This is a genomic window from Deinococcus depolymerans, assembly GCF_039522025.1.
GTDB lineage: Bacteria > Deinococcota > Deinococci > Deinococcales > Deinococcaceae > Deinococcus > Deinococcus depolymerans.
In genome coordinates this window covers 164643-175753 of record NZ_BAAADB010000029.1, presented here as the reverse complement: position 1 = coordinate 175753, position 11111 = coordinate 164643, and the positions used below count along the sequence as shown (strand labels likewise).

Here is an 11111-nt window from a genome sequence, read left to right as displayed (position 1 = left end):
AATCAGGGTGATGAGCGTTGTCATTCTGGATTTCGGCAGTCAATTCACGCGTCTGATCGCGCGGCGGTTCCGTGAACTCGGGGCGTACAGCGTGATCCTTCCCGGCAGCGCGCCCCTGGAACGCATCCTGCAGGAGAACCCGCAGGGGATCGTGCTGTCCGGCGGCCCCAGCAGCGTGTACGACGAGAACGCCCCCAGACCCGCGCCAGGCGTGCTGGACCTGGACGTGCCGGTGCTGGGCGTGTGCTACGGCATGCAGTTCCTGGCGCAGCAGGCGGGCGGCGACGTGAAACGCGCCGGGAAACGCGAGTACGGCAAGGCCGACCTGACCTCGTACGGCGGGCAGCTGTTCGCGGGAATCCAGGGCGAGTTCGTCGCGTGGATGAGCCACAGCGACTCCGTCACGGCGCTGCCCGAAGGGTACGAGGTCGTCGCGCAGACCGCCGACACGCCCGTCACGGCCATCGAGAACACGGTCACGCGCCGCTACGGCGTGCAGTTCCACCCGGAAGTCGTGCACACGCCCAAGGGCGGGCAGCTACTGGGCAACTTCCTGGACATCTGCGGCGTCACGCGCGACTGGACGGCCGAGCACATCATCGACGAGCTGATCGCGGACGTGCAGGCTCAGGTCGGGGACGGCCGGGTGCTGCTGGCCATCAGCGGCGGCGTGGACAGTTCCACGCTGGGCCTGCTGCTGGCCCGCGCGGTGGGCGAACGTCTGACCGCCGTGTTCATCGACCACGGCCTGCTGCGCCTCGGTGAGCGCGAGCAGGTCGAGGCGGCGCTGCGGCCACTGGGCGTGAACCTCGTGACCGTGGACGCCCGCGCGGAATTCATGGCGGCCCTGAACGGCGTCTCCGACCCCGAGCAGAAACGCAAGATCATCGGCCGGGAGTTCATCCGCGCCTTCGAACGCGAGGCCCGCCAGTACGGTCCCTTCGACTTCCTCGCGCAGGGCACCCTGTACCCGGACGTGATCGAGTCCGCCGGGGGCGAGGGCGCCGCGAACATCAAGAGCCACCACAACGTGGGCGGCCTGCCCGACGACCTTGCCTTCAAGCTGGTCGAGCCGTTCCGCACGCTGTTCAAGGACGAGGTCCGCGAGATCGCGCGCCTGCTGGGCCTGCCGGACGCCGTGCGCATGCGTCACCCCTTCCCGGGGCCGGGCCTGGCGATCCGCTGCCTGGGCGCGATCACCGAGGAGAAACTGGACATCCTGCGCCGCGTGGACGACATCTTCATCAGCGGCCTGCGCGAGTTCGGGCTGTACGACGGCTGCTCGCAGGCGCTGGCGATCCTCACGCCCATCCAGTCGGTCGGCGTGATGGGGGACGAGCGCACGTACTCGTTCACGGCGGCGCTGCGGGCCGTCACCACCGACGACTTCATGACCGCCGAGTGGGCCCGCCTGCCGTACGACTTCCTGGCGACCATGAGCAACCGCATCGTGAACCAGGTCCACGAGATCAACCGCGTGGTGTACGACATCACGGGCAAACCCCCGGCGACCATCGAGTGGGAATGACCCGCTGAAGCGACACAGGCAGGAGGCCCCCACCCGTATCAGCGGTGGGGGCCTCCTGCTTAATCGGAGTGCGTCTTATCGGGTTCCGTTTGTTTCGTCAACAGATCGGAACCCGTTTCTCTCCTACTCGCATCCGCTCGGACTGAAGGGTCTTTGAATCCCCTTCCATCGGAGTGGGTACTTACTTCTTCTTCAGCACGGCCACGTAGGCTTTCAGCTGCTCGGCCGTGCGTTCCTGTTTGAAGGGGTTGAACTGTCCGGGCTGTCCACCCTGTCCGTTCTGACCCTGGGCGTTCTGCCCGCCGCTGCGGTTGCCGCCGAAGCCGCCCACGCCGCCGGGCAGGCCGGGAATGCGGGTTCCGGCGTTCTGGCCACTGCTCTGGCGCTGGGCGCGCTGCGCTTCGCGTTCCTTCTCGGCTTTCAGGAACAGGCCGTCCAGCGCCGTGAGTTGCTTGGCGGTCAGGATCTTATCCTCGATCTGCGTGAGGTACTTTTTCGCGTCGTTGGGCTGCACGGCCGCCGCCTTCTGAAGGGTGGTCAGGATGGGCAGCAGTTGCGCGGCCTGCGCCTTGGTCAGGGCGGTGGCCCTGTTCTTCTCGAGGTCCGGGAGCAGGCGCACGGTCTGCGCGAGGTCCGTGATGGGCTGCATGGCTTTCATGCGGGCCTGCATTTCCGGGGTCATCTGGCGCTGCGCGCTCTGCTGCGCCGAGGCGGCCCCCAGGGTCAGGGCGGTCAGGGTGAGGGCGGCGGGAACGAGGCGGGCGGGAAGGGTCTTGTTCATGGTGGATCTCCTTGAGGGTTACTCGTAACGCAGGGAATCGACGGGGTCGAGGCGGGCGGCGCGGGCGGCCGGGTAGTACCCGAAGAACACGCCGACCAGTGCGCTGAACAGGAACGCGACGATCATGGGGGCCGGGCTGAACACCGGGGCGATGCCCGCGAGGTTCCCCAGGTACGCCACGCCCACGCCGAGCAGGATGCCGATCACGCCGCCGCTGATGGACAGCAGGCTGGCCTCGACCAGGAACTGCGTGAGGATGTCGCGGGGTTTGGCGCCCAGGGCCTTGCGGACGCCGATCTCGCGGGTGCGTTCCGTGACGGACACCAGCATGATGTTCATGATCCCGATGCCGCCGACCAGCAGGCTGATCCCGGCGATCGCGCCGACGAGCAGCGTCAGGGTGGTGGTCACGCTGTTGAGGCTGGCGAGGCTGTCCGCCTGGTTCTGCACCTGGAAGTCCAGGTTGTCCGGGTCGGTCTGCTTGTGGCGGGTGCTGAGCAGTTCGGTCACGTCCGCCTGCAGTGCGGTGAGGTCGTCGGCGCTGACCGCCTGGAGGTAGACGCTGCTGACGGTGGGGTCGCCGCCCGCGCTGTTGGTGCGCGCGAAGCGTTGAAGGTACGTGCCGAGCGGCACGAGCACCTGACTGTTCGCGTTCCCGAAGCCGCTGTTGCCCTTGTCGGGCAGCACGCCGGTCACGGTGAAGGACACGCTGCCCAGCCGGACCTTCTGCCCGATGGCCTGTTCGGGTGTCGCGTCCTCGCCCCACAGGTCGGTCAGGACCTGATGGCCGATCACGGCGACCCGTTTGCGGCTCCTGTTGTCGGCGTCCGTGAAGTACGCGCCGGTCTCGACGGGACTGTTGCGGACCGTCTCGTAGGCGGGCCACGTGCCGAGCACGCTGGCCTGGGTGTTGGCGCTGCCGACCTTGGCCTGCACGGAGCTGTTCACGGTGGGGGCCACGCCCGCCACGCGGTCCGCAAAGGCGGCGGCCAGCGCCTCGGCGTCCTTCACGGTGACGGTCTGGCGGGGGCCGGCGCGGACCAGGCTGCCGCCGCCGCCGCCACGGGCGCTCTGCACGGTCAGCAGGTTGGTGCCCAGGCTCTCGAGGTTCTTCGTGACGCCGGCGGTGCTGCCCTGCCCGATGGCGGTCAGGGCGACGACGGCAGCCACGCCGATGATCACGCCCAGCGCCGTGAGGACCGAGCGCAGCGGGGTGCCCACGATGGCGCGCTGCGCGATGGTGAACGCGCCGCCCAGGCCGATGCCGCCGTTGCGGCGCGGCGCGGGGGCAGCGGCCTGGACGGGGGCGGGGATGTGGTCCGGGGCGGGCCGTTCGGTGGCCGTCACGGGCGCCGTCCGCTGGGCGACTCGCTGGGAAGGGGCGCGGGCGCGTGGTGGGTCATGGACGTGCGGGGCGTCTGGCGGCGGTCGGATTCGATCAGTCCGTCACGGACGCGGATGACCCTCTCGGCGTACGCGCCGATGTCGTCCTCGTGCGTGACCAGGACGACGGTGGTGCCCTCGGCGTGCAGGGCGCCGAACAGGGCCATGACTTCCTCGCTGGTGCGGGTGTCGAGGTTCCCGGTGGGTTCGTCGGCCAGCAGCAGGCGCGGGCTGCCGGCCAGGGCGCGGGCGACCGCCACGCGCTGTTTCTGTCCGCCGCTGATCTGGCTGGGCAGGTTGCGGGCCTTGTCGGCCAGCCCCACGCGGTCCAGGACCTGCATGGCCCGCTCGCGGCGTTCGCGGGGCGGCACGCCGGCGTACGTGAGGGGCACCTCGACGTTCTCGACGAGGTTCAGGCGCGGCAGCAGGTGAAAGGCCTGGAACACGAAGCCGATGTCGCTGTTGCGGGCCTCCGCGCGTTCGTTCTCGCTGAGGGTGGTCACGTCCCGCCCGGCCAGCCGGTACGAGCCGCCGCTGGGCCGGTCGAGCAGGCCGATGACCTGCATCAGGGTGGTCTTGCCGCTGCCCGAGGGGCCCATCAGGGCGACCATCTCGCCCTGCGCGATCTGCACGCTGACGCCCTTGAGGGCCTCGAAGATCACGTCGCCCTGCTCGTACACCTTGCGCACGTCGCGGAGGTCCACGACCGGACCGGCGGTCTGCGCGGCACTCACGGCGCGCCCCCGCCGAAGCCGCCGGCGGGCGGGCCGCCCGTCCCGAAACCGCCCTGGCTGTTCTGGCGGTTCCCACTGCCGCTGCCCGTACCGGTGGTGCGGGCCGCGCCGGGCACGACGACCTCCTGGCCGCGTTCCAGGCCGCTGGTGATGACCGTGTTCGTGCCGTCGGTCGCGCCGGTCTCCACGCGGATGCGTTCGGGTTCCGCGCCCTGCCCGGCGGGGAGCTGCACGTAACTGCGGCCCCGCACGGTCTGGATGGCCCGGCTGGGCACGAGCAGGCCGGTTTCCTCGCTCTGGATGATCTCGGCCTCGGCGGTCATGCCGGCGCGCAGCTGCCCGTCGGGGTTGGGGAGCCCCACGGTGGCGGTGAACACGCTGATGCCGCTGCTCTGGGTCGCGCCGGGCGAGACGCGCACGACCCGGCCCGTGAAGGTCTGCCCGTCGAAGGCGTCCAGGGTCACGTCGGCGCTCTGGCCGACCTTCACGCCGGCGATCTCGGTCTCGTCGATCTGAACGGGCAGGTTCAGGGTGGTGTCGTCCAGGACGGTCAGGATGGTCGCGCCGCTGTTCACGACCACGCCCTCGGTGGCGGTGACGGTGCTGACCACGCCGGTGATGGGGGCGTACACCTTCAGGTCCGCGCGGGCCTGCTGCGCGGCTTCCAGGCTGTCCTGCGCCTGCTGCACGGCGATCTGCTGGCTGCGGAGGTTCTGGGCGTCGCTGGCGCCGCCCGTCTCCGCCTGGGTCTGCGCGGCGCTCAGGCTGGCGCGGGCGCTGTCCACGGTCTGCTGCGCCTTCGTGACGGCCGACTGCGCGTCCGCCAGCGCCGAGGCGCTCAGCGCCCCGATGGCGGCCAGTTGCCGCTGGCCGTCCAGGGTGCGCTGGGCGTCCGCGAGGGTCTGCTGCGCCTGCGTGAGGGAATTCTGGGCGCTGGTCACGCTGCTCTGGCGCTGCGCGGCGCTGCTGGCCTGCGAGGCGCGCGCACCCTCCAGTCCGGCGCGGGCCTTGTCGAGGTTCAGCTGCGCCGACGCCACGTTCTGCTCGACCGTGTCGCTGCTCAGGGTGGTGATCAGTTGCCCCCGCGTGACGCGCTCGCCGACCGCCGGGACCGCGCCGACCGTGGCGGTCAGGTCCGCGCCGACCGTGCGGGTCTGCGCGGCTTCCAGCGTGCCGGGACCGCTGACGGACACGCGGATCACGCCCTGCTGCGCGCGGGCGGTGGTGGTCGTGGCGACCGCCCGGGTGGGTTCGGCGCTGCGGGCGCGGTACGCGAGGGTCCCGCCGACCGCACCGATCAGCAGCAGGCCGCCCACGATCCAGGGCCAGCGGGCGCGGCGGGCCGGGCGGTCGGCCGGTACGGTCACGGCGCTCACAACGTCCCGCCCAGGCCGGTCAGGTTCTGCCCGGCGGCGACGGACAGCGCCGCGAGCGCCTCGGTCAGGTTGTTCTGCGCCTGCAGTCGGCTGAACTGCGCTTTCTTCAGGGTCAGCTGCGTGCCCTGCAACTCGACGGCGCTGATGGTGCCGCTCTTCAGGCGGGCGGCGTCCTGGGTGTAGGTCTTCTGCGCGGCGGCCTCGCGGCTCTGCGCGACGACCAGCAGGTCGGCGGCGTTCTGGGCGTTCTGGTAGGCGCTCGCCAGGGTCTGCTGCGCGTTCCTGCTGGCGGTGTCGGCGGCACGCTGCGCGTTCGCCAGGGCAGTGCGGGCGTCCTGGAGGGTGCGGGCGGGCGTGAAGTCGTTGTCGGCGAGTTTCACGCTCAACTGCGCGCTGCTCAGGTCGTTCGCGGCGCCCACGAGGCTGCTCAGGCCGCCCAGGCCGTTCTGAAGGGCGCTCAGGGTGACGCTCAGTTTGGGGGCCGTGATGACGCTGCCGGCGCGCACGCCGCTGCCCAGGCCGGTCAGCGTGCCGAGTTTCGCGGCGGCGAGGTTCACCTGCGCGCGGGCGTCCGCCAGGGTCTGCTGGCTGCCGCTCAGGGTGTTCTGCGCGTTCTGCACGTCCAGGGCGGTGGCGTTCCCGATGCCCAGTTTCACCTGCGCGACCTGCGCGGCCTTCTGGTCCACCTGGGTCTGGAGGGTCTGGAGTTCCACGTTCTCCTGCGCCTCGAGCAGGGCGTTGTACGCGCCGATGGTGTTCTGGACCGCGGCGAGTTTCGCGGCGCGGAGTTGCGCCTGGGCGAGCGTCTCGGCGTTCCTCGCGTTCAGTTTCCCGGCGACCAGCGTGGCGGGGTCGGCCTGCGCGGCGCGGTTGGCGGCCTGCGCCCTGGTCAGGTTCGCCTGGGCGGTGTTCACGTCCGCGCCGCTGTTCAGGGCGGCGGTGACGGCCGCGCCGCCACTGACGGCCTGCGTGCCCTGGGCGTGGGCGGCCGGGGCGGCGCTCAGCAGCGCGGCGCTCAGCAGGTGCAGGCGGGGGCGGGCAGCGCGGGGGTGGGCGGGCGTGGGGGTGGGGTGCGTCACTGGGGGCCTCCGGCGGCGTTGTCGAGTTGAATCAGGGTGATCTGGGCGTTCAGGCGGGCGGACAGCAGGTCCCGTTGCGCCTGCGCGAGGGTCAGTTCGGCGCTCTGCACGTCGTCGGGCGTGGCGGTCCCGGCCTGCACGCGCGCCTGCGCGGTCAGGAGTTGCTGCTGCGCGACCTGCAGCTGGGTCTGGCGGGTCTGCGCGGCGCTCAGGGCCTGCTGCGCGGCCATGAAGCGGCTGCGGACGTCGAGTTCCGCGTTCTGCTGCGCGACGGTCAGGGACAGCGCCGCCTGCGTCACGGCCGCCTGGTCGGCGCTGAGGCCGGCCCGCTGTGCCGGGGAGTACACGACGTACGACCCGCTGAGGCTGGCCGTCAGGCGCCCGCCGCTGCTGGCGGCACTGCTGCCGACCGGCACGCTGTACGCGCTGCTCAGGGTGCCCTGTTTCAGGTTCAGGCTGGCGCTGAGCGTTCCGGCGCTGCCGCCGCCGTAGCCGACGCTGGCGGTCAGGTCCGGCAGGGCCGAGTCGCGGGTGGCGCTGTCCAGGGTGTCCTGCGCGGCGGCCAGAGTGTTCTGCGCGCCGATCACGTCGGCGCGGCCGCTGCGGGCGCGGGCGACCAGGGCGCTCAGGTCCGGCAGGGTCAGGTCCGCCGGGGCGGGGGCGCCGAAGGTCACGCGGCCCAGGCTGACGCCCAGCGCGGATTCCAGCGTGCGCTGCGCGGTCTCCAGGTTCCCCTGCGCCTGCGCGGCGGCGGACTGCGCGGCCTGCAGGGCGGCCTGGGCGCTCAGGACCGCCCCGGGCGCGGCGTTCCCGGCGGCCTCCTGCGCCTGCGCCACCTGCAACTGCCGGGCGCGCAGCGCGGTCGTCTGCGCGCCGATCTGCACGTCCTGCGCGGCCAGCACCGCGTCGAAGTACGCCTGCGTGACGTTCAGGCGGGCGCTGCGCCGCGCTTCGTGCAGGGTCGCGCCCGCCAGGGCGAGGCTGCGTTCCGAGGCGCGCAGGCCGCTCTGGCTGTTCGACCAGGGCAGCAGGCCCAGGCTGACGCTGACCCCGGCGTTCCCGCCCAGGCTGGCGGTCTGGGTGGCCGCGCCGTCACTGGCGGTCCCGGCGCTGCCGGCGTAACTGGCGTTGCCGTTCACGCTGACGGTCAGGCCCAGGGCGCTGCGGGCGGCCTCCAGGTTCCGCTGCGCGACCTGCACGCTCAGGGCGGCGCGGGTCACGCCGGGCGCCCCGGCCAGCTGCGCGTACGCCTGTTCCAGCGTGTACGTCCGGGGGTCGGAGGATGCAGGCGCCGGGGCCGGGGTGGCGGCGGGCGGCGAGGCCGGCAAGGTCTGCGCCCACGCGGGACCGGACGCCAGGAACAGCGCGGCACTCAGGGCCAGGAACAGCGGCAGGCCCCGGCGGGGCGGGAGGACGGGAGGGGGCGTCATGCCCAGAGTCTGGCCACGCCCCGCGAAGAGTCCGCGCAGCGTTCATGAAGATTTGTCGAAGGTGCCTGCAAGGCGATCAGGACGTCCGGAACACCGGAAATCGCACGGGACGGGCGGCAGAACGGTTCGTCCGTCCTTCACGCAACTCACCTACCATACGGCCATGAGCGCCCTGATCCTGATCGTGGAGGACGAACCGCAACTGGCCGAGGTCCTGGAAGCCTACGCCCGCCAGGAAGGCTACCGCACCGAACGGGCCGCCGACGGGAACGCCGCCCTGCACGCCTTCCGCGCCCTGAACCCGGACCTGATCCTGCTGGACATCATGCTGCCGGGTCGCAGCGGCCTGGACGTGCTGCGCACCGTGCGCGGCGACGGCGCGACGCCCGTGATCCTGGTCACCGCCCGCGCCGAGGAGACCGACCAGATCGTGGGGCTGGAACTCGGCGCGGACGATTACGTCGTCAAGCCCTTCCGGCCGCGCGAGGTGATGGCGCGGGTGCGGGCCGTGCTGCGCCGCGCGACCAGCACGCTGGAAGACACCGAGCGTCCGGTGCGGGTCGGGCCGCTGGAAGTGGACCGCCGGGGCTTCGTGGCGCGCGTGCACGGCGAGACCCTGAACCTCACGCCGGCCGAGTTCCGGCTGCTGTCGCAGCTGGCCGAATCGCCGGGCCGGGCCTTCTCCCGCGAGGAGCTGCTCGCGGCGGCCCTGCCGGACAGTGACGCGCTGGAACGCGTGGTGGACGCCCACCTGGCCAGCGTGCGCCGCAAACTGGACGCCGCCCAGGGCGGCGGGCTGCTGCACACGGTGCGCGGCGTCGGTTACCGACTGGAGGCGGGTGCGTGACCCCTCCGCTCCCCCCCCACCCGCCGGCCGCTGCCCGCGCGGCGGCCCGTCCGCCCGCCGCGTGGCATGTCAGCCGCCGGCCGCTGGCCGTCACGCTGCTGCTGGCAATGCTGCTGATCGTGGGGGTGTCGGTGGGCAGCACGCTGGCGTTCTCGAACATGGTCGTGCAGCGGCAGGTGGACCGCCTGCCGGAGGACATCAAGGTCGCCATGCGTGAGCGGCAGGAGGCGCTGCAACGCGGCGAGGTGATCGTTCCGACGCCGCCCGTCCCTGAAATCCGCACCGGGATGGTCGTGGACCCCTTCCTGGAACCCGGGCAGAGCAGTCCGGACGTGGGCGGCGTGATCATGCTGCCCAGCGGCGAGCAGGCAGAGGTACTGCAGGGCCGCCGCCCGCGCGGCATGCGCTTCGACGGGCCGCGCGATCCGCCGTCCCGCACGCAGAACTTCGTGCGGGACGTGCAGCGCAGCCTGGTGCAGGTGGGCCTGCTGGCCGTGGCGGCCTCGGCGCTGCTGGCGTGGCTGCTGGCCCGCCGGATCGCGCGGCCCGTGTCGGCCGTGTCGCGCGCCGCGGCGCAGCTGGCCGGCGGGAACCTGAGTGCGCGCGCACCCGTGCAGAGCGGCGAGCGGGAGATGGCGGGCCTGGCGCAGAGTTTCAACGACATGGCCGAGAACCTGCAGGCGCTCGAGCATGAGCGGCAGCAGGCGGTGGCGGACATCGCGCACGAGCTGCGCACGCCCATCGCGGTCATGCAGGCGCGACTGGACGCCCTGGAGGACGGCGTGTACCCGCTGAACGCGGAGCAGATCACGCTGCTGAGCACCCAGACGCAGCTGCTGACCCGGCTGGTCGGGGACCTGCGCACCATCACGCTGGCCGAGGCCGGGCGGCTGGCCCTGAACCCGCAGCCGCTGGACCTCGGCACGCTGGGCCGCGAGGTCGTGCGGGACCTGCAGGACCGCGCGGCGGCGCGCGGCGTGACGCTGAGCGTGCAGGCCGTCCGGACGCCCATTCAGGGCGACCCGGTGCGCGTGCGGCAGATCACCAGCAACCTCGTGGACAACGCCCTGCGTCACGCGCGCAGCCGCGTGAGCGTGCAGGTGGAAACCGTGCAGGGCCGCGCGCTGCTGCACGTCGAGGACGACGGACCCGGCGTGCCCGAACACAGCCGCGAGGCGGTGTTCACGCGCTTCACCCGCCTGGACGGCAGCCGGGCACGCGACACCGGCGGCAGCGGCCTGGGCCTGGCGATCGTGCGGGCGCTGGCGGCCGCGCACGGCGGCGAGGCGCAGCTGTCGGGCAGCGCCAGCCTGGGCGGGGCGCGGTTCACGGTGGCGCTGCCCGTCTCGACCGCCTGACGCGCCGCCGGCACCCGTGCATCCGGGGGATGGCGGGTCCGGTCCCCGCCGTGCTACCTCTGTGACATGTTTCTCGTTGCGGTCCGGCCGCGCCGCCTGCATTCCCCGGCCCGGTCGCTGCCGCCCGTCTGGAGCTCACTGCCCGCGCTGCTGGCGCTGCTGGCGCTGCCCCTGGCGTCGGCCGGCGCGGCCGGGTCGCTCGTGGGCGTGACCACCACCCGCACGCCTCAGTACGTGCAGCCGGACCCGCGCGCCAGGCAGCTGCCGACCCTGCCGACCCGCACCTCACTGGTCGTGTACCGCTGCTTTCCACGCTGGTGCGAGGTCAGCGCAGGCCACGACGGCGCGAAGGGCTGGGTGCTGCGCGCCGGGATCCGGGTGAACGGGACGTGTCAGCAGCTGGTCCCGCTGGGCTTCAAGGACCTGCGCCGGCACGAGGGCGGGTACCGCAGCGAACTGGACCTGAACGGGAACGGCCGCGCCTGCGACGAGGACGACCTGATCGCCGAGCGGCTCCGCGGGAACGCCCGCCCGACCCTCGCCGTGCGCCGCTGACAGCCAGCGGGCCGCGCTGGCCGGAACTGCGGTAAACTCT

At 72.4% G+C, this 11111-nt stretch carries 10 protein-coding genes; 4 read left to right on the top strand and 6 right to left on the bottom strand.

Annotation, left to right across the window (positions count from 1 at the left end; translation table 11 throughout):
- The first annotated feature begins 10 nt into the window (after positions 1–10).
- Entirely contained in the window at positions 11–1528 is a 1518-nt protein-coding gene (gene guaA / locus ABDZ66_RS13385; RefSeq protein WP_343759816.1) for a glutamine-hydrolyzing GMP synthase, read from the top strand.
- 181 nt (positions 1529–1709) lie between these two features.
- Here guaA and ABDZ66_RS13380 read toward each other — a convergent pair whose 3' ends face one another.
- The 6 genes from ABDZ66_RS13380 to ABDZ66_RS13355 are packed head-to-tail and all read right to left on the bottom strand — an operon-like array spanning position 1710 to position 8311.
- On the bottom strand, positions 1710–2309 hold the full coding sequence (locus ABDZ66_RS13380) for a hypothetical protein (protein WP_343759814.1): 600 nt from the start codon (positions 2307–2309) through the stop codon (positions 1710–1712).
- A gap of 18 nt (positions 2310–2327) precedes the next feature.
- Positions 2328–3656 (bottom strand): ABC transporter permease, encoded by a 1329-nt coding sequence (locus ABDZ66_RS13375; protein WP_343759812.1) that lies wholly within the window; start codon positions 3654–3656, stop codon positions 2328–2330.
- The gene (locus ABDZ66_RS13370; protein WP_343759810.1) at positions 3653–4426 is read right to left on the bottom strand and encodes an ABC transporter ATP-binding protein; all 774 of its coding nucleotides are present in this window, start codon (positions 4424–4426) and stop codon (positions 3653–3655) included. The genes ABDZ66_RS13375 and ABDZ66_RS13370 overlap by 4 nt, the downstream gene beginning before the upstream one ends.
- The gene (locus ABDZ66_RS13365) at positions 4423–5802 is read right to left on the bottom strand and encodes an efflux RND transporter periplasmic adaptor subunit (protein WP_343759808.1); all 1380 of its coding nucleotides are present in this window, start codon (positions 5800–5802) and stop codon (positions 4423–4425) included. Before ABDZ66_RS13365 ends, ABDZ66_RS13370 begins: the two co-directional genes overlap by 4 nt.
- Positions 5799–6881 carry a TolC family protein gene (locus ABDZ66_RS13360; protein WP_343759806.1) on the bottom strand — a complete coding sequence of 361 codons (1083 nt, stop codon included), beginning with the start codon at positions 6879–6881 and terminating at the stop codon, positions 5799–5801. Before ABDZ66_RS13360 ends, ABDZ66_RS13365 begins: the two co-directional genes overlap by 4 nt.
- Positions 6878–8311 (bottom strand): TolC family protein, encoded by a 1434-nt coding sequence (locus ABDZ66_RS13355; RefSeq protein ID WP_343759804.1) that lies wholly within the window; start codon positions 8309–8311, stop codon positions 6878–6880. The genes ABDZ66_RS13360 and ABDZ66_RS13355 overlap by 4 nt, the downstream gene beginning before the upstream one ends.
- 163 nt (positions 8312–8474) lie before the next feature.
- Between ABDZ66_RS13355 and ABDZ66_RS13350 the strand changes: the two genes are divergently transcribed.
- The 3 genes from ABDZ66_RS13350 (at position 8475) to ABDZ66_RS13340 (ending at position 11071) form a co-directional block, all read left to right on the top strand.
- Positions 8475–9158 (top strand): response regulator, encoded by a 684-nt coding sequence (locus ABDZ66_RS13350; protein ID WP_343759802.1) that lies wholly within the window; start codon positions 8475–8477, stop codon positions 9156–9158.
- Positions 9155–10516, top strand: coding sequence for a sensor histidine kinase (locus ABDZ66_RS13345; protein WP_343759800.1), 1362 nt, complete (start codon positions 9155–9157; stop codon positions 10514–10516). Before ABDZ66_RS13350 ends, ABDZ66_RS13345 begins: the two co-directional genes overlap by 4 nt.
- A 66-nt stretch (positions 10517–10582) precedes the next feature.
- Entirely contained in the window at positions 10583–11071 is a 489-nt protein-coding gene (locus tag ABDZ66_RS13340) for a hypothetical protein (protein ID WP_343759797.1), read from the top strand.
- Positions 11072–11111 lie beyond the last annotated feature (40 nt).